The sequence below is a fragment of the Gordonia cholesterolivorans genome (assembly GCF_039531975.1).
Taxonomy (GTDB): Bacteria; Actinomycetota; Actinomycetes; order Mycobacteriales; family Mycobacteriaceae; genus Gordonia; species Gordonia sihwensis.
In genome coordinates, this window is record NZ_BAAARB010000003.1 from 186,430 (window position 1) to 206,987 (window position 20,558).

Consider the following 20,558-nt stretch of genomic DNA (forward strand, 5'->3'; position numbering starts at 1 on the left):
ATCGGGGTCAACGGCACCTCGTCGATCACCATGATGACCGCGGGGACCATGTACGGCGGCAGCCGGTGCGCGGCGTGCGCCGCCAGCGCATCGGTGTCGACGACAGCTCCGGCCACCGGCTGGACGTAGCCGACCAGCACGGTGTCGCCGGCCGGTCCGGGGACACCCAACGTGACGGCGAAGGCCACGTCGGGGTGCGAGGTGAGCGCGGCGTCGATCTCGCCGAGTTCGACGCGGAAGCCGCGGATCTGCAGCTGGAAGTCGGATCGGCCGATGTAGGCGAGTTCGCCGTCTGCGGTCCAGCGCACCACGTCGCCGGTGCGGTACATCCGCTTCCCCACCGCGTACGGGTTCGCGACGAACCGCTCGGCGGTGAGACCGCGCCGGCCGAGGTAGCCGCGCGCGAGGCCGGCGTTGGTGATGTACAGCTCGCCCGGCGTCCCGACCGGGACCGGCCGCAGCCGGTCGTCGAGAACCAGGGTGTGCACGCCGCTCATCGCCGAGCCGATCGTGATCGGCTCGCCCGCGGCGAGCGGATCGGTCATCGTGACGATCACGGTGGTCTCGGTGGGCCCGTACGCGTTGCGCAGCCTCCCGCCCCAGCGGGCGACCAGTTCCGGCGGACACACGTCGCCGCCCACCACCACGCGGGTCACCAGGTCGAGTTCGCTCGCGTCGACCGTCTGCACCGCGTTCGGCGCGCCGACGAAGGACGTGATCCGCTGATCGCGGATGAAGCCCGCCAGTTCGGCACCGCCGTAGAGGTCGGTCGGGGCGATGACCATCGTCGCACCCGCGCAGAAGGTCGCGAGGATCTCGCCGACGGCGGCGTCGAAGCTGATCGCCGCGAACTGCAGCATCCGCGCGCCCGGATAGGTCTCGTAGTACCCGACGACGTCGTCGGCCAGCGTCGACAGCCCGCGGTGCGGCACCGCGACGCCCTTGGGCAGACCGGTGGTGCCGGACGTGTAGATCACGTAGGCGAGGTCGTCGACGGTCAGCGGCGCACGCCGGTCCGCATCGGTGAGCGGTGCGCCCGAGCGGCCCGCCAGATCCTCCGCCAGCGCTGCGTCGTCGAGAAGGGTCCAGCCGTCGACCGGCCGCGCCTGCGACGGCAGGGTGTCGGCGGTGGCCGAATGCGTCAGACCGATCACCGAGCCGGAGTCGGAGACCATGTGCGTGATGCGGTCGGCGGGCAGCTTCGGATCGATCGGCAGGTAGGCCGCTCCGGCGGCCGCCACGGCCCAGATCGAGACCATCGCGTCGATCGATCGGGTCATGGCGAGGGCGACCACCGTGTCGGGGCCGGCACCGTGGTCGATCAGCCGTCGCGCCAGCCGGTTGGAGCGCTCGGCGAGCTCGGCGTAGGTCAGGCTCTGCCCGTCGAACTCGACAGCGACGCGGTCGGCGTGCCGCCCGGCGGTGGCGCCGAACAGATCGGCGAGGGTCCGCGGCTCCGCCGCGTCCCCGCCGCGCCGGTCCACGAGGTCGGCGCGCTCGGCGTCGCCGAGGAGAGGAAGATCGCCGACGGCGGTCTCGGGAGCCTCGACCGCTGCCCGCAGGATGCGGACCAGGCGGTCGCCGAACGACTCGACGGTCGGCTCGTCGAAGAGATCGGCGGCGTAGGTGAAGACGGCTTCGGCGCCGACCTCGGTGTTCTCGCGCACCGTGAGCTGGAGATCGATGTTGGCCGTGTCGGTCGAGACGTCGACGGCCTCGACGTCCAGCCCCGCCATCTCGAAGCTCGTCGGGGCCTCGGACTGCAGTGCGAGCGCCACCTGGAACAGCGGCGAATGCGCGGTGGAGCGCGTGACGTCGAGAACCTCGACCAGCTGCTCGAACGGGACCTCGGCGTGCTCGAAGGCCGCGAGGTCCGCGGCGCGGACCTGAGCCACGAGCGCATCGAAGCTCTCGTCCGGACGCACCCGGGTGCGCAGCACGAGCGTGTTGACGAACATGCCGATCAGGTCGTCGAGCGCACGCGTGCCACGACCGCCGACGGGGGTGCCGACAGCGATGTCCGCGGTACCCGTCAACCCGGCCAAGACGGTCGCATAGGCGGCGTGCAGGACCATGAACGGCGTGACGCCCCGGGCGCGGGCGTACGCGCCGATCGCGGAGTAGAGCTCGGCGCCGATCGGGGTGCGATGGATGGCGCCGCGCATCGACTGCACCTGCGGGCGTTCGTGATCGGTGGGCAGTTCGAGGCGGTCGGGCAGCCCGGCGAGGGTCTCGCGCCAGTAATCGATCTGGGCGGCGGCCACTGACGAGGAGTCCGCGGGATCGCCGAGCACGTCGCGCTGCCAGATCGCGTAATCGGCGTACTGCACTTCCAGCGGCGCCCAGGCCGGCTGCTCGCCGGCCGCCCGCGCGCCGTAGGCCACCATCACGTCCTGCACCAGCGGCGCCATCGACAGACCGTCGCCGGAGATGTGGTGAAGCACCAGGACGAGCACGTGCTCGCCGCGCGGGTCACCGTCGGTGACCCGGAGCAGCCGAACCCGCAGCGGCACCTCGGCGGTGACGTCGAATCCGGTCATGACGGCCTTCGCGACCGCCTGCTGCACGCCGTCCCGGGTGACCTCGATCGGGCGCAGGTCGGGCACCGCGTCGCCGACCGGCAGGATCTGCTGGTACGGACCGCTGTCGGAGTCGGGGAACCGGGTCCGCAGCGACTCGTGCCGGTCGAGGAGGTCGCGGACTGCGGCCTGCAGAGCGGGCTCATCGAGCGGACCGGTCATCCGGACCGGCAGGGGGAGGTTGTAGGCCGGCGAGGCCGGATCGAACCGGTTGAGGAACCACATCCGCTGCTGTGCCAGCGACAGCGGTGCGGTGTCGCCGCGGTCGGCCCGGGTCAGTGCGGGCCGCGAAGCGCCCCCGCTCTGCTCCACGCGGGCGGCCAGTTGGGCGACCGTCGGCGCGTCGAACAGGTCGCGTACCCCGAGGTCGACGCCGAGTGCGTCGCTGACCTGCGAGATCACTCGGGTCGCGATCAGAGAGTTGCCGCCGGCGTCGAAGAAGCTCTCCTCGACGCTGATCCGCGGCAGACCGAGGACGCCGGCGAAAACGCCCGCGATGATCTCCTCGACCGGGTCGCGCGGAGACACGTACTCGGCGGCGAGCAGGTCGAAGGACGGCTCGGGCAGCGCCTTCCGGTCCAGCTTGTCGCTGCTGTTCCGGGGGAACTCGTCCATCACCACCACGGCCGCCGGGACCATGTACGAGGGCAGCGATCCCGCCGCATGCGCCGCGACCGACTCGCCGGTCACGTCCGCGGGCGCCACCACGTAGCCGACCAGCTGGTCGCCGGTGTGCGGGTCGTGGCGCACCAGCACCACCGCCTGCGTGACGCCGGGCGCGGACAGCAGGGCCGCCTCGATCTCGCCGAGCTCGATGCGGTTTCCGCGCACCTTGACCTGGAAGTCGGTGCGGCCGATGTACTCGAGGACCCCCGCGTCGTCGGCGTCCGGGGTGGCGCGGTGCCGGACCAGGTCGCCGGTGCGGTACATCCGCTCGCCCGGGGCGCCGAACGGATCGGCGACGAACCGGTCCGCCGACAGGTCGGGACGACCGTGATAGCCGCGCGCCAGCTGGACGCCCGACAGGTACAGCTCTCCCGCGACGCCCGGAGGCACCGGCTGCAGGCGCGAGTCGAGCACGTACAGGCGGGTGTTCCACATCGGGACGCCGATCGGGACCACGCCCTGGTCGGCTTCGGTGTGACGCCAGTAGGTGACGGCCAGCGACGCCTCCGCGGGTCCGTACAGGTTGTCCAGCGGCGCGGCGGAGAGTTCGCGGAAGGCCTCGGCGGTCTCGATCGGCAGCGCCTCGCCGATCGCGATCACGGCGCGGACGGTGTCGGGGATCCGCGCGGACGAGCTCGACACGAACATCGCCAGCATCGACGGGACGTACTGGACCACGGTGACGTTCTGCTCGCGCATCAGCGTCGACAGGTACTCGGGGTCCCGGTGGCCGTCCGGACGGGCGATGACGAGGCGGGCACCGGTCTGCAGGGTCCAGAAGAACTCCCACACGGAGACGTCGAAGGTCATCGGGGTCTTGAGCATCACCGCGTCGTCGGCGGTCAGCTGGTATTCACCCTGCATCCAGCACAGCTGATTGACCAGACCGGCATGCGGCACCGCGATGCCCTTGGGACGGCCGGTGGAGCCGGAGGTGTAGATCAGGTTCGCCGGATTCTGCGGGCGCAGCGGCGAACGGCGGTCCGCGTCGGTCACCGGGGTGCCCGCGACGCCGGACAGGTCGAGGACGTCGATCTCGAGCGTCGGCACGTCCGCGGGGACCGCTCCGGAGTCGGCGGTCGTGGTCACGACCGTCACCGGGCAGGCGCTCTCCAGAACGTATCCGTTGCGCTCCGCGGGGTGGTCCGGATCGAGCGGCACGTAGGCGCCGCCGGCCTTGAGGATGCCGTACATGCCGACGAGCAGATCGATCGAACGGCGGATCGACAGGCCGACCAACGACTCCGGACCGACACCCATCGAGATGAGATGCCGTGCCAGACGGTTGGCTCGCGCGTCGAACTCCGCGTACGTGATCTGCTCGCCCTCGTATACGAGGGCGGTGGCTTCGGGCGATCGCGCCACCTGCGCGTCGAAGAGGGACACGAGCGTGTCGCTGTCCGCATCGATGGATTCGATCCGGTGATCGGTGGCGTTCCAGGTCTCCAGGACCCGGGTCCGCTCCTGGTCGCCGATGATCGGGATGTCGCCGACCACCACCGCGGGATCGGCCGCCACCTGTGTCAGCACCGACGTGAATCGGTCGCCGAAACGCTCCGCCGTCGACCTGTCGAACAGATCCTCGGCGTAGGTGAGCACCACGTCGATCTCCCCCGGCGCGCCTTCGGCGTCGGTCCGGTCGGTCACGGTTAGTTGCAGGTCGAACCGCGACAGACCGGTCTCGAACTCGGCGGGGGAGACGGTGAGCCCGGGAAGCTCCAGCTCGGCGCGCGCGATGTTCTGGAACCACAGTGAGACCTGGAACAGCGGGTGGTACGCCGCGGACCGGGTCGGGTTGAGCGCGTCCACGAGACGCTCGAACGGGATCTCGGTGTTGGTGAAGGCACCCAGGTCTCGCTCGCGCACCTGCGCCAGCAGATCGGTGAAGGCCGCGTTCTCGTCGATCTCCGTGCGCAGCACCAGGGTGCCGACGAACATGCCGACCACATCGTCGAGCGCGGCTTCACCGCGGCCGGCGATCGGCGTGCCGATCGCGATGTCGTCACTGCCCGAGAGTCGTCCGAGCAGCGCCGACAGTGCCGCATGGACCACCATGAAGAGCGTCGTGTCGGTGGAGCGAGCCACCTCGAGCAGCGCCGCATGCAGTTCGGGGCTCAAGGTGAAGGCGACGTCTCCGCCTCGGAACGACTGCTGTGCCGGCCGCGGCCGATCGGTCGGCAGCTCCAGCACGTCGGGAAGATCGGCGAGTTCGGCGCGCCAGTAGGCCAGCTGCTGCGCGGCCAGCGATGCCGGATCGTTCTCGTCGCCGAGCAGTTCCCGCTGCCAGACGGCGAAGTCGCTGTACTGCACGGGCAGCGGCGACCACTCCGGCGGCTGTCCGGCGGTCCGTGCGACGTACGCGATCATCAGATCGCGGGCCAGCGGAGCCGACGACCACCCGTCGAAGGCGATGTGGTGCAGGACGAAGACCAAGACGTGTTCGTCGGGGCCCACGGCCAACAGATGCACGCGGACCGGCGGTGCGGCGGTGACGTCGAAGGGTGCCGTCGCCAGCGCGACGACTTCCGCTTCGAGGTCGGCCTCCGCGACCGCCACCTCGACGAGGTCGGCGGTCGCCGCCACATCTCGCACCGGCAGCACCACCTGTCGGGGTCCGTCGGCGGAATCGGGGTACACGGTGCGCAGGGCCTCGTGACGCTCGCAGACGTCGAGCATCGCCGCGCGCATCGCGGACACGTCCAGCGCACCGGTCAACCGGATGGCGAAGGGCATGTTGTAGGCCGCGGAATCCCGATCGAATCGGTTCAGGAACCACATGCGCTGCTGAGCCAGCGACAACGGTGCCGGTTCGGTGCGCTCGCGCGCCACCAGCTTGGGCCGTACCGCACCCGTCCGCTGCTCGGCCACCACGGCGAGTTCGGCGACGGTCGGGGCCTCGAAGATCTCGCGGACTCCGACGTCGGTGCCCAACGCGTCGTTGAGTCGCGCGATCACCCGGGTGGCGACGAGCGAGTTGCCGCCCACGGCGAAGAAGTCGTCGGTCGCACCCACGCGCTCGACGCCGATCGTCTCCGCGAAGATCGTCGCGATGATCTCCTCGACCGGGTTGCGCGGAGGGACGTACACCCCGGCGCTGAGCACCAGCTCCGGTGCCGGGAGCGCACGGCGGTCGATCTTGCCGCTGGCACCGACGGGCAGTTCGTCGAGCACGATGAACAGCGACGGCACCATGTAGCCGGGCACCCGAGCGCACACATGAGACTTCAGATCTTCCTGAGTCACCCGCTCGGTACCGGGAGCGGCCGAGACGTATGCGACGAGCGCATCGCCGGTGTGCTCCCCGTGGTGCAGGGTCACCACCGCCTGATCGACTCCGGGATGGGCGGCCAGCGCCGCCTCGATCTCGCCCGGCTCGATGCGCAGGCCGCGCAGCTTCACCTGGTCGTCGGTGCGGCCGAGGAACTCGAGTTCGCCGTCCGCGGTCCACCGGACCAGGTCGCCGGTGCGGTACATCCGCTCGCCCGCCGCGTCGTACGGTGCGGCGACGAATCGCTCGGCCGTCAGGTCGGGACGGCCCGCGTAGCCCCGAGCCAGCTGCGCGCCCGCGAGGTACAGTTCGCCGGGCGTGCCGACCGGGACCGGACGCAGCCGGGTGTCGAGCACGTGCACGCGCACGCCCTCGACGGGCGAACCGATGGGCACCGAACCGGCTCCGGCACCGGCCGCGCGGCGCGTCACCTGCATCGCCGACTCGGTGGGGCCGTACAGGTTGTGCACCTCGGTGCGCAGGCGTTCCATGACGTCTTCTGCGACCGATGCCGGCAGCACCTCGCCGCCGGAGAACAGCAGCCGCAACGAGGTCACTGCGCGCTCGGCGAAGGTCTCGACCACCAGCGGCAGCATCGACGGCACGAACTGCACCACGGTCACCGAGTGCTCGGCCGCCAACTGCGCCTGCTGAGCCGGGTCCCGATGACCGTCGGGCCCCGCCAGCACCAGTCGTGCGCCCGCCTGAAGCGGCCAGAAGAACTCCCACACGGACGCGTCGAACGTCATCGGTGTCTTCTGCAGCACCACATCGGTTGCGGTGAGACGGTATTCGCGCTGCATCGAGTCGAGCTGATTGGCAGCCGCCGCATGTGGCACGGTGACGCCCTTCGGCAGCCCGGTGGAACCCGAGGTGAACAGCGTGTACGCCGCCGACTCGGGACGCAGCACACCGCCGCGCTCGGCGTCGGTGAGCGGCCCGTCCGGGTGTGCGCCCAGGTCGAGTCCGTCGATCTGCAGCAGCTCGCGATCGACGGGCAGCGCGGCCGAGTCGGCGGACGTGGTCAGAATCAGCCGCGGATCGGCGGTGTCGATCACATGCGCGTTGCGCTCGGCTGGGTGGGCCGGGTCGAGCGGGACGTAGGCGCCGCCCGCCGCCAGGATCGCGTACATGCCGACCACCAGGTGACGGGACCGGCGCATCGCCAGACCGACCTGGTCGCCCGGTCGCACGCCCGACGCGAGGAGTTCCCGCGCGAGGCGGTGCACCTGTGCCGCGAACTCCGCGTAGGTCAGGACCTCATCGCCCGTCACCAGGGCGACGGCGTCCGGAGTCCGGGCGGCCTGCTCCTCGAACCGCTCGACGAGCGTCGCGCGCGCAGGTGCCTGCGGTCCAGCGGTCCACGATTCGAGCAACTCGTGCTCGCGAGGCCGCAACAGGTCCACGTCGCCGACCGGCCGGTCCGGTGCCGCGATCAGCGCGTCGAGGGCGCGGACGAATCGCTCCGCGTACCCGGCGGCGGTGTCCTCGTCGAAGAGATCGGTCGCGTAGACGAACGTCACGTCGTAGCCGGCGGCGCGCTCGGTCACGGTGACCTCGAGGTCGAACTTGGAGACGGTGGTCTCGATGCCCTCGGCCTCCACGGTCAAGCCCGGAAGGTCCACTGTCGGGGTCTCGAAGTTCTCCAGGGCGAACTGCACCTGGTACAGCGGGGCGTGCGCGGTGGATCGGGCCGGGTTGAGGATCTCCACGAGCCGTTCGAACGGCACGTCGGCGTGCTCGAAGGCCTCCAGATCGGTGTGCTTGACCTTCGCTAGCAGGTCGCTGAACGAATCGGCGCCGTCGACTCGTGTCCGCAGGACGAGGGTGTTGACGAACATGCCGACGACGTCGTCGAGCAGCCGCTCACCGCGGCCCGCGACCGGGGTGCCGACGCTGATGTCGCTCTCCCCCGACACGCGTGCGAGCAGGACGGCCAGCGCGGCGTGCAGGGTCATGAACGGAGTGGCGCCGTGACGCCGTGCGGCGTCTTCGACTCGGGCGCGCAGGGCCCCGTCGATCCGGACGCGGGTGCGCCCGCCCGATCCCGAGGCCACCTCGGGCCGCGGTCGGTCGGCCGGAAGTTCCAGGAGTTCGGGGACACCGGCGAGTTCCTCGCGCCAGAATCCGATCTGGGCGGCCGCGACCGAGTGCGGATCGGACTCGTCGCCGAGCATCGCGCGCTGCCAGATCGCGAAGTCCGCGTACTGGACCTCCAGCGGGGCCCAGCCGGGTGAACTCGACCGGGTCCGGGCGGTGTACGCCATGACCAGATCGCGCGCCAGCGGCGCCATCGAGAAACCGTCGGCGATGATGTGGTGCATCACCAGAGCGAGGACGTGAACGTCGTCGCTGATCCGGAACAACGCCGTGCGGATCGGGACCTGAGCGGTCACGTCGAAGCCAGTCGCACCGAGTTCCAGTGCGCGCGAGGCGAGTTCGTCCTCCGAGACCGCGATCGGATCGAGCCGGAAGGCGACCTGCGAGGCGTCGAGCACCTGTTGGTAGGCGCCGGAGTCGGAATCCGGGAACACCGTCCGCAACGACTCGTGGCGCTCGATCACGTCGCGCACCGCGGCACGCAGCGCGTCGACGTCGAGTTCTCCGGTCAGACGGATGGCGAGCGGAACGTTGTAGTTCCCCGAGGCCGGGTCGTAGCGGTTGAGGAACCACATGCGCTGCTGCGCGAGCGACAGCGGAATGTGCGCGGGCCGCTCCATCGCCGTGAGCGCGAGCCTGCCCGCCCCGGCGGCCGACCGTTCGGCGCGTAGGGCGAGTGCGGCCACCGTCGGTGCCTCGAACAGATCGCGGACGCCGATGTCGGTGCCGAGTTCGGCGTTCACCCGGGCGATGACCCGCGTGGCGATCAGCGAGTTGCCGCCGAGGTCGAAGAACTCATCGGTGGCGCCGACGCGGTCGAGGCCGAGCACGTCGGCGAAGGCCGCCGCCACGATCTCCTCGGGCGGCGTCACCGGAGCCACGTACTCGGACACCGCGAACTCGAACTCCGGCTTCGGGAGCGCACGCCGGTCCAGTTTGCCCACCGGAGTCAGCGGCACCTCGTCGAGGACCACGATCGCCGACGGCACCATGTATCCGGTGAGGGAACGGGCCGCATGGTCGATCAGCTCGGCGGTGTCCACGTCGCGGCCGCCCACCGGCCGCACGTACGCCACCAGCTGTGTCTGTCCGCGTTCGTCGTCCACCCCGAGGGTCGCGACGAAGTCGACGTCCGGATGAGTGGCGAGGACCGCGTCGATCTCCCCGAGCTCGATGCGCAGGCCGCGCACCTTGACCTGGAAGTCCGAACGGCCGATGTACTCCAGTTCGAGGTCGGCGTTCGGCCGCACCAGATCGCCGGTGCGGTACATCCGGTCGCCGGGAGCACCGACCGGGTTCGCCACGAAACGAGCGGCGGTCAGTGCCGCCTGCGCGTGGTAACCGCGAGCCAGACCGGCGCCGGTCACGTACAGTTCGCCGACCGCTCCCACCGGCACCGGACGCAGATCCTCGTCGAGCACCAGCAGGCCGGTGCCGCGGATCGGTCCGCCGATGGTCACCGGGCGTCCCGCGACCAGCGCGTCGGTGCCGGCGGCCACGACGGTGGTCTCGGTGGGACCGTAGGCGTTGAACACCTGGCGGCCGGGAGCCCAGCGGGCGACGAGGTCGTCGGAGACGGCTTCGCCTCCGAGCACCAGGATCTCGGGACGCTCGCCCAACCGCTCGGGGTCCATGGTGGCCAGCGCCGACGGTGTGAGGAAGACGTGGCTCAGTGATTCGCGTGTGATCAGGTCGCTCAGTTCGGTGCCGCCGAAGACGGTCGGCGGTGAGACGACCAGGAGCGCGCCGGTACCGAAGGCCATCACGAACTCCAGGACGGAGGCGTCGAAGCTCGGTGAGGCGACGTGCAGCACCCGCGAATCGGGCGTGACGCGGTAGCGCTCGCGCTGTTCGAGCGCGAAGCTCTCCAGACCGTGCCTCGGCACGATGACGCCCTTGGGCAGACCCGTGGTGCCCGAGGTGTAGATCATGTACGCGGCCTGGTCCGGGCGGCATGCCCCGCCGCGCTCGGCGGGGGTGACCGGTTCGGCCGATCGGCCCACCAGTTCCACCCGCAGCACGGAGTCGTCGAGCACGAGCCAGTCGGTGCTCTCATCGGGAAGATCGGCGGCGTGTGCGGCGACGGTGATGCCGACACTCGCACCGGAGTCGGTCAGCATGTGCTCGATGCGGTCGGCCGGATAGCTCGGGTCCACCGGCACGAAGGCCGCTCCGGACTCGAGCACCGCCCACATCGCGACCACCGAGTCGAGCGAACGGGGCAGCGCGAGGGCGACGAAGCTCTCCGGGCCGACGCCGCGGTCGAGCAGTGCCCGTGCCAGTCGCGCCGCGCGGCCGGACAGTTCCCGGTAGGTCAGTTCTTCGCCGTCGAACCGCACCGCGGGGCGGTCGGCGTGTTCGTTGCGGACCGTGTCGAAGAGGTCGAACCCGGTGTCCGAGACGGACGCCGGCATCCGGGTCATCGGTGCCAGGGCCGCGCGTTCCCCCTCGTCGAGGACGTCGATGGACGCGACCGGTCGGTCGAGGTCCGCGGCGACGGTCGCCAGCACCCGGACCAGCCTCGTCAGCAGTCGGTCGGCGGCCTCGGCGCTGAACGCCGTCGGCAGGAACTTCAGTTTGAACCGCAGTCGCGGGTCCTGCAGCGCCACCAGTGTCAACGGGTAGTGGGTGGCATCGTTGACTTCGACGTCCACCACTCTCATGCCCGCGACCGCGTCGACGTCGGCGAGCACCGAGCGGTCGATCGGGTAGGACTCGAACACGGTCAACGTGTCGAAGAGGGGGCCGAGACCCGCCGCCCGCTGGATATCGGTGAGTCCGGTGTAGTGGTGGTCGAGCAGGTCGGCCTGCTCGACCTGCACCCGGCGCAGGAGATCGCGGATCGATTCGGTGCGGTCGAGCCGAACCCGGACCGGAACGGTGTTGATGAAGAGACCGACGGTGGATTCCACGCCCGGCAGCTGCGGCGGCCGGCCGGAGACCGTGGCGCCGAACACGACGTCCGAGCGACTGGTCAGGCGGGCCAGGAGCACACCCCACGCGGCCTGCACCACGGTGTTCACCGTGACACCGAGCGTCCGGGCGGCGGCGGCGAGCGCCGCCTCGACATCCTCGTCGAGGTCCAGAAGAAGTTCCTCGGGCGTCGGCATCGCGAGCTCGCTCGACTGCGGGGCGAGGACGGTCGGCTCGTCGAGGCCGGCGAGGGCCCGCGACCACGCGTCCAGCGAGGCCTGCGGGTCCTGGCCCGACAGCCAGTCGAGATAGGCGCGGTAACTCGGCGCGGCGGCCATGCCCGAGCCGTTGCCGTTGGCGCCGTACAGCGCCAGAAGGTCGGTCAGCACCAGAGGCAGCGACCAGCCGTCCAGCAGGAGGTGGTGATTGGTCAGCGCCAGACGGTACGCGCCGTCCGAGAAGCGGATCAGCCGCATCCGGATCAGCGGCGGCCGGTCGAGACGGAAGCGAGTCTCCCGATCCGACGTGACCAGATCGCGCGCCGTCCGCTGCGCCTCCTGCTCGTCGAGGTCTGACAGATCCGTCGACTCGAAGGGCAGCCGCGCGTCGTCGACGATGATCTGAGCGGGGACGCCGGTGTCGTCGTAGACGAAGGCGGCACGCAGGCTGGGATGCCGGTCGACGAGCGCCTGGCCCGCCGCGCGCATGCGTTCGGCGTCGACCTCGCCGCTCAGGTCGAGCACGATCTGCGCGGTGTAGACGTCCACGAAGTGCTCGGCGAGGCCGGCGTGGAACAGCAGACCCTCCTGCAGCGGTGAGAGCGACCAGATGTCGGACAGCGACTCGAAGTCGCGCTCCCACGCATCGATCTGTTCCTGCGAGAGGTTCACCAGGGGAAGGTCCGCGGGCGTGAAGCCGCCCGTGGTCTGCGACTGCGACAGCGATGCCATCGCGTCGAGGGCGCGCGCCCACAGATCGGCGAGTTCGACCACCTCGGTCTCGCTGAGCAGCTCCGAGGCGTAGCTGAAGGTCGCAGTGAGTGCGACGCCGTCTCCGTCTTCGGCGGCGATCGCATCGATCGTCAGCGCGGCCGAGAGCGGCATGTCCTCGTGACGCTGGGCACCCGCGCCGAGCATCTCGCCGTCGGGCAGCCAGCCCACGGCGCGCAGTTCGGCGGGAATCTCACCTGACGACAGCCGGCCCAGATAGTTGAACGCGATCTCGGGGCGGTGCCATTGCATCATCTCGGCGCGCGAATCGGGATTCAGGTGCCGCAGCAGGCCGTAGCCGACGCCCTCACCCGGAATCCGCCGCAGCTGTTCCTTGATCGTCTTGAGCAGCGCCGCCGTACTCGGCCCGCCCTCGAACGCGGCGTCCAGATCCACGTCGCCGACGTCGAGCCGAGCCGGGTACACGCTGGTGAACCAGCCGACGGTCCGTGCCAGATCGGCACCGGGCACCGCCGACTCCTCACGGCCGTGGCCCTCGAGATCGACGAGCATGCTGCGTCGCCCGTCCGCGCCGCGCCATGCGGCGACCGCCAGCGCCAGCGCCGCGAGCAGACCGTCGTTGACGCCCGCACGGTACTGCCGCGGAATCACCGCGAGCACGGCTCTCGTGGTCTCCGGGCTGAGCCGGACCTCGAGCCGCCGTTCAGTGGCGGCCACATCGACCCGCGGATCGAGCGGGCGCCGGCCCACCGGCTGGTCGCCGTCCGCGACGATCCGCCGCCAGTGCTCGAGCTCGGCCTCACGGTCGGCGCGGCGGGCGGCCTCGGCGAGTCCGTGCGCCCATCGGCGCATCGAGGTTCCGACAGGCGGAAGGGACGGGGTCGCGCCGGCGGAGACGCTCACCCACGCGAGTGCGAAGTCGGGGACCAGCGTGCGCCACGACACACCGTCGACGGCGAGGTGGTGCACGACGGCGACCAGTCGGTCTCCGTCGGTCTCGCCCGATCCCGTGAGTCGGACGAACTGCGCCATGACACCGGTGTCCGGACTCAGGCGGCGCGCCGACTCGGCCGCGACTCGGCCGATCTGCTCCGCGAGCTCGGCCGATCCGGCGCGTCCCCGGGCGGGAACGTTCGAGATCAGCGATGTCGCGTCCACGCTGCCCGCCGGTCGCGTGACGATGACGGGTTCGGGGCCGTCCGCGCGCAGCACCGCGCGCAGCATGTCGTGATGATCCACGACGGCGGCGATGGTGGCGGCGACGCCCTCATCGCTCGCGCCCGCCGGGAGGACGAGGGTCAGCGCCTGTGCGAACGCCTCGTAGCGTCCGAGTTCGAGCATCTGGTGCATCACCGGGGTCAGCGGCATCGGCCCGACGCCCTCGCCCGGAAGTTCGGTCAGCTCCGCCTCTGCCGAGTCGGCGGTCCGCGCCACCTGGGCCAGACCGGCCACCGTCTGCTGTTCGAAGACCTCGCGCGCGGTGAAGACGATGCCGAGGTTCTTGGCCCGCGACACCAACTGCAGGGAGATGATGCTGTCGCCGCCGAGCTCGAAGAAGCTCGCGTCGGCGCTGACACGGTCGAGACCGAGGACGTCGGCGAAGACCTCGGCGATCCGCTTCTCCAGCTCGGTCAACGGCTCGCGGTACTCCGCCGTGCTCGCGCTGAAGTCGGGATCGGGCAGGGCGGCGCGATCGAGCTTGCCGTTCACCGTGAGCGGCACCTCGTCGAGCACGACCACCGCGGCGGGCACCATGTATTCGGGCAGCACCTGTCCGGCGGCGATCCGCAGACCCGACGGGTCCAGATCCACGCCGTCCTCGGCCAGCACGTAGGTGACCAGCTGTGGCTGACCGGCTGAACCGGTACGGACCTGCGTAGTGGCGAAGTCGACGCCCGGGCAGTTCTCCATCACGGCGTCGATCTCGCCGAGTTCGATGCGGAAGCCGCGAATCTTGACCTGGAAGTCCGAGCGCCCGATGTAGTCGAGCTCGCCGTCGTCGGTCCACCGGACCACGTCGCCGGTGGCGTACATGCGGCTGCCGGGTGGGCCGTACGGATCGGCGACGAAGCGCGAGGAGGTCAGCGACGGGCGGGCGTGGTAGCCGCGCGCAGTACCGGGATTGGCGATGTACAGATCGCCCGCGACACCGACCGGCGCCGGCCGCAGGCGGTGGTCGAGCACCAGCGCTCGAACCCCGCTCATCGGCGCGCCGATCGTGATCGGCGTCCCGGCGGCCAGTGGCTCGGTGATCGTGACGATCACCGTGGTCTCGGTGGGACCGTAGGCGTTGCGCAACCGGCCGTCCCACCGCGCCGCGAGTTCGGCGGGCAGCACGTCGCCGCCGGTCACCACCCGGCGCATCGAGTCCAGGCCGGTCGGGTCGAGCGTCTGCGCGGCGGGCGGGGTCGAGACCAGCGTGGTCACGCGTGCGGCCGCGAGCAGTCCCGCGAGTTCGTCGCCGCCGGTCACGGTCGGCGGTACGACGATGAGAGCTCCGCCATGAGCCCACGCGGCGAGCATCTCACCGAATGCCGCATCGAAGCTCGGGGAGGCGAACTGGGCAACCCGGGCGTCGGATGAGACCGAGTACACCACTCGCAGGTCCTCGGCGAGCGTCGACAACCCGCGGTTGGGCACCACGACGCCCTTCGGCAGTCCGGTGGAACCGGACGTGTAGATGACGTAAGCGGGGTTGTCGGGCCGGACCGGGGCGAGCCGTTCGGCGTCGGTGATCGGCGCGGCCGACTCCGCGTCGGCGAGGGTGGTCGCCTCCAGCGAGTCGAGCGCGAGCCAATCGACGCCGTCCGGGAGGGCGGCGCGGTTCGCGATGGTCGTCAGACCGTGCTCCGCGCCGGAGTCGGTCACCATGTGGGCGATGCGGTCGGACGGATAGCCCGGATCGATCGGCAGGTAGGCGCCTCCGGCCTTCGCGATCGACCAGATCGCCAGCACCGATTCGAGCGAGCGCGGGACCGCCAGCGCCACCAGGCTCTCCGGTCCCACCCCTCGCCGGATCAGGACACGTGCCAGGCGGTTCGAGCGTTCGTCGAGTTCCCGGTAGGTCCAGACGGTGCCTCCGAACTCGACGGCCACCCGGTCGGGGTACACCGCGGCCGAAGCGGCCAGGATGTCGCCGAAACCGCGTGGCTCCGCGGCGGTGCCGCCCTCGCGCGAGAGCAGCCATTCGCGCTCGCCGGCGCCGAGGACCTCGAGGTCGCCGATCGCGGTGTCGGCTCCGGCGGCCACGAAACGCTTGAGGAAGTCCACGAAGCGGGCGTGGTGACGCTCGTTCTCGGCCTCGGTGTATCGGGCCGGGTTCGCGATGAAGTCGATGTGGGTGCTGCCGGTACCCGTCTCGTACAGGTTGAGCATCAGGTCGTCGACCGGACCGGACGAGAGGACGTGCAGTCGTGATTCGATGGCGCCCAGGCGCAGGTCGCCCAGACCCATCATGATGTTGACGACCGGGCCGAAATAGGCGCGGTCCGCGCCGAGCGAACCGGCGTCGCGACGGATGTCCTCCGTGCGGTAGCGCTGGTGGCGGAGCGCGCCCACCAGCTGGACCTGCACCGATTCGACGAGGGCGTCGACAGTGGCGTCCGCGGGCACGGCGATCCGGAGCGGCACCACATTCGAGACCATGCCGCCCGCCCGGCGCATCAGCGCGGTGGTGCGCGCCGAGACGGGAAGCGACAGCAGGACGTCGTCGGTTCCGGTCAGCCGGCCGAAGTACGCCGCGAACGCGGCGATGGTGACCGGTGCGAAGGAGGCTCCGTCGGTCGTCATCGCCTCGGCCAGATCGCGCGGCAGTGCAGTGCTCGCGACGGTGCTCAGCGCCTGCGGCGCGGCGTGACGCGAAGCGAACGACTCGGGTTCGGGCATGTCGTCGACGACCTGCGCCCAGTACTCGCGGTCGGATTCGAATCGGCGCGACGACCGGTAGGCGTCCTCGACCTCGTACAGCTCGCGCAGGTGGTCCGCCGGATCGGACGGCAGCGGCGCGCCGTCGAGCGCCTGCGTGTACAGCTCCGCCACGCGGGTCATCAACGTGATGGCACCCACGCCGTCGAGCGCCACGTGGTGCACTCGCGCATACCAGTAGTGGTGGTCGGGGCCGATCGTGATGACCGCACAGCAGAAGAGCGGACCGGTCTCGAGATCGATCGGCGCCGTGTACTCGGCGCGCATCCACTCGTGCGCCGCGGCCTCCGGATCGGGGCGTTCAGAGAGATCGACGCGGACCAGCGACTGCTCGATGTCGCGGTCGACGAGCTGGTACGGGCGGCCGTCGACGTCGATGATCCGCAGGTAGCCGGATCCGATCTCCTTGCCGGTGGCGATCAGGCATTCTTCGAGCAGGTCGAGATCGAGCTGACCGCGCAGCTCCACGTACTGCGCCATGTTGATCGGCACTTCGGGATGCAGCTGCTGCGACAGCCACAGCCCGAACTGCGCTGCGGAGAGTGGGAACGCTCCGGCGGGCACACCCCGCTGCCCGGGCGCCGACTCCCCCATGCCGGCCGCAGCATCATCCTGACCCGCACGAACAGTTGTTCGTGTGTCGTCAGTCTCATGAGCATCGCCCGTCACTAGCGCATCACCTCGTAAATATTCGTACCCAAAGTGGTCAATTCTAAGCCCGCCTACGGCGTAGACGGAAACCGCCTGGATTCCACCCCCGGGCCGGAGTCGGCCGCCTCGCGTCTCACGACACCGCTCAGTGTCCCACCGCAGCCTTGCGATACCCGCGCAAAGCGGGATAAATCGTGACCGCGAAGATGCCGATCACCCAGCACGCCACCTTGATCGCGTTGTCCATCAGCGGCCCGCCCGCGGCGAGCGAACGCATCAGTTCGATCGCAGGCGTCATCGGCTGGTTCTGCACCACCGGCTGAAGCCAATCGGGGTACGCCTCCACCGGCGAGAATCCGGAATTGAAGAACATCAGCAGGCTCGACAACAGTCCGAGATAGGGCACCAGCGGCGCACCGGGGGCGGCGTTCACCGCCAAGGCGAGCGCGAGCATCCCGTACGCGGCGCCGTAGGCCATCGCGACCACGAACAGTCCCACGGCCGGTCCCACACCCTGCGTGAACCGGAATCCGATGAGATGGCCCGCCGCGAGCAGGATCGCCGAAGTGATCAGGACTCGCACCGAATCGGCGGCCACCCGCGATGCGAGATCCGCCGATCGGTTGATCGGCATCACGTACAACCGGCTCAGCAACCCGCTGCGCCGCTCCACGTTGAGCCGGGTGGCCGACGCCACCGAACCGAACATCGCCGCCACCAGGACCACCAGCGGCACGGTGCCGTACGCGCTGTTCTGTCCCGTCGCCTGACCGATCACGTCGCCCAGCACCACCTTGAACATGATCATGCTCAGCGCGGGGAACAGCAGGATCTGGGTGAGTGTCGGAATGTCTCGCGCCAGCACCATCACCTGCCTGCCGGTCAGGATCGCCGACTGCGTGATCCAGGCGCGCAGCGATGTCTCCGCGGGCGACTGCACCGGCGGGAACTCCATCGCTTCCTGTGTCTCCCCGGCGCCCGGCGCCGTGCTCGACTGATCGGTCATCGCGCGTTCCTCCGCATGTAGATCCCGAGGAGGATGGCCGCGACCACCGCGAGCCCGATCATCCAGCACACCGACGGGAACAACTGGTGCCACGTCAGCGTGCCGTCGTCGGCCGAACGCATCACTCCCGCGAACTGGGAGATCGGCTGGTTTCGAGCGAACGGCCGGATCCACTCGGGGAACCGTTCCTCCGGAACGAATCCCGTCGACAGCATGCCCAGGATCAGCGTCGGCAGACCCATCGTCTGGCTGGTGGCCTGCGGGCTGCCCGCGATCAGGCCGATGCCGTCGGCCACCGTCGCCAGCAGCAGACCGATCAACGCCCCGATTCCGTAGAGCGCGAGAGTTCCGGTGACTCCCCCGCCGGGCCGCCACCCCATGATGAGGGTCGCGACGGTGGCGCACACGAGCGAGACCGTGAGAAGCACGGCATTGGTGGCCGTGCGCGCCAGCAGTGGCACCGCGGGTCGCATCGGCATCGCGCGGAAGCGGGTGTTGACGCCCTCCGAGCCGTCGAAGGACGAGCGCATCGCCGCCGACGAGGCAGTGAACTCCAGCGACTGCAGAAAGATGATCGGCATCAGGTACTGCGCATAGTTCATGTCCATCTGCGCATTCATGATCTTGCGCAGCGGGAGATAGAAGCACAGCGCCAGCAGCGCCGGCGAGAGGAAGGCGAGCACGATCTCGCCGTTGCGGACCACCTTGCGCAGTCCGCGTCCGGTCAGCGTCCACCACTGCTGGACCGGACTGATCTGCGCGGTCGCGCCGTCCGGACCGAACAACCGCGGAGCGACGGTCGCCTCGTGGGCCATCAGGCGCCCCGGTCCTTGTTCGGATCAGTCAGCGCCAGGAACACCTCGTCCAGCGAAGGCCGGCGCAAGGCGATGTCGGCCAGCGGGATCCGTGCCGCCTCGGTCCGCCGGATCACCTCGGCGAGCGTGTCCGGACCGTCGGGCGCCGGGACGGAGATCGTCTCTCCGTCGTCCTTGGCGTTGGCGCCGAGCAGATCGGCCAGGCGGGCCCGCAGCCGCGGCAGGTACGCCGGGTGCGCGGGTGTCACCTCACAGTAGGCCGCACCGGTCGCTGCTTTGAGCTCGTCCGAGGTGCCTTCGGCGATCACCCGGCCCTTGTCGATGACCACGATGTTGTCCGACAGCATGTCGGCTTCCTCGAGATACTGGGTGGTCAGCAAGATGGTGACGCCGGAATCGCGCAGCTGTTCCACCAGTTCCCACACGTCCTGCCGACTGCGCGGATCCAGGCCCGTGGTCGGTTCGTCGAGGAACACCACCTTCGGTTCGGTGACGAGCCCGCAGGCGATGTCGATGCGCCGCCGCATGCCACCGGAGTACTGGCCCACCCGTTTGTCGGCCGCCGCGACGAGAGAGAAGAACTCCAGCAGCTCGTCGGCACGGGCCCGAGCCGCGGGCTTCCGCAGTCCCATCAGCCGGCCGAACAGCACGAGGTTCTCACGCCCGGTCAGCGACTCGTCCAGCGCGGCGAACTGCCCGGTGAGCATGATCGACCGCCGGACCTGCGCCGCGTCCTTGAGGACGTCGTATCCGTTGACGGTCGCCGTACCCGAGGTGGGTCGCAGCAGGGTGCACAGCATGCTCACCGTGGTCGTCTTCCCGGCGCCGTTGGGTCCGAGCAGTGCCACGATCTTGCCCTTGGGCACTTTGAAGCTCACATCGTCGACGGCGACCATGTCGTTGAAGACCTTGCGCAGGCCATCGACCTCGATCGCGTATTCGACCGGACCGGCCTTCTCCCCGATGGGCACCATGTCGAGCGCCGGAAACGAGACCGTACGGGCAGCGGAGAGCGCAGCCTCCTCCGGGCTGATCTCCGGTTCGGCCGGCTTCACCACCGGCTGTTGCGCGGAGATGACGTCCCACGCGGCGCTGCGGCCCTCGGGCATCCGCGGCGCGCGGCGCGGCCGCTGCTCCACCAGTTCCGGCTCCTCCTTGCGGAAGCCGAGTCCGTTGAGCAGCCACGGCGCCGTCATCGGATTCTGCGTCCACTCCTCCTTCGGCGTGGAGTGACGCGCCTCGTGCACCGTCTCCTGCGGCTCGTCGCGCGGGACCGGGGTCGGAGTCGCCCGCTCAGCCGACGGCGCGGGTCCGGCCGTCCCCGTACCGAGTTCGGAGCGCCATGCCCGCAACTGTTCGGCGACGGGATCGTCTTCGTCGGATCCCCATCCGGGCACGTCGGACAGCTCATCCGAGCCAGACGTCAGTGGCTCCGCGCCGCTTCGAAGAGCATTCGATTCGTCGTCACGCCTGTGGCCAGCGTCCGGCATGGTGTCCTAACTAGTCGGTTGCGGCAATCGGCTGTCGATGCCCGGTGCCGCTAAGCGGTACCCGGCGCAGTATATCGACAGTGCACCACGGTATCGGCCGGCGCCGCCAGATCGACGCGAACGATCATCCACTCCGACGACGACCGCCCGCCCCGGAATCCCGGGACGGGCGGTCGTATGTTCGTCGTACGCGAAG

4 protein-coding genes (1 of these 4 running past the window's edge) are annotated in these 20,558 nt (G+C 70.1%); all 4 read right to left on the bottom strand.

Going from position 1 to position 20,558, the window contains the following annotated elements; genetic code table 11:
* Nucleotides 1-16,994 carry the start of a non-ribosomal peptide synthase/polyketide synthase gene (locus ABFX36_RS04205; RefSeq protein ID WP_346075074.1) on the bottom strand. The gene continues 26,290 nt to the left of window position 1, outside the view, so only the first 16,994 of its 43,284 coding nucleotides appear in the window; its start codon is at nt 16,992-16,994; the stop codon falls past the left edge of the window.
* Between the two features lie 202 nt (nt 16,995-17,196).
* Nucleotides 17,197-18,057: an ABC transporter permease gene (locus ABFX36_RS04210; RefSeq protein WP_006895635.1), complete on the bottom strand. Its 861-nt coding sequence runs from the start codon at nt 18,055-18,057 to the stop codon at nt 17,197-17,199.
* The gene (locus ABFX36_RS04215; protein WP_006895637.1) at nt 18,054-18,872 is read right to left on the bottom strand and encodes an ABC transporter permease; all 819 of its coding nucleotides are present in this window, start codon (nt 18,870-18,872) and stop codon (nt 18,054-18,056) included. Before ABFX36_RS04215 ends, ABFX36_RS04210 begins: the two co-directional genes overlap by 4 nt.
* Nucleotides 18,872-20,362, bottom strand: a complete 1,491-nt coding sequence (locus ABFX36_RS04220; RefSeq protein WP_045536400.1) for an ATP-binding cassette domain-containing protein — start codon at nt 20,360-20,362, stop codon at nt 18,872-18,874. The genes ABFX36_RS04215 and ABFX36_RS04220 overlap by 1 nt, the downstream gene beginning before the upstream one ends.
* Nucleotides 20,363-20,558 lie beyond the last annotated feature (196 nt).

Excerpts from the sequence above, each read along its gene's own strand:
- ABFX36_RS04210 (WP_006895635.1), bottom strand. The coding sequence starts at position 18,057 with ATGACCGATCAGTCGAGCACGGCGCCGGGCGCCGGGGAGACACAGGAA.
- ABFX36_RS04215 (WP_006895637.1), bottom strand. The coding sequence starts at position 18,872 with ATGGCCCACGAGGCGACCGTCGCTCCGCGGTTGTTCGGTCCGGACGGC.
- ABFX36_RS04220 (WP_045536400.1), bottom strand. The coding sequence starts at position 20,362 with ATGCCGGACGCTGGCCACAGGCGTGACGACGAATCGAATGCTCTTCGA.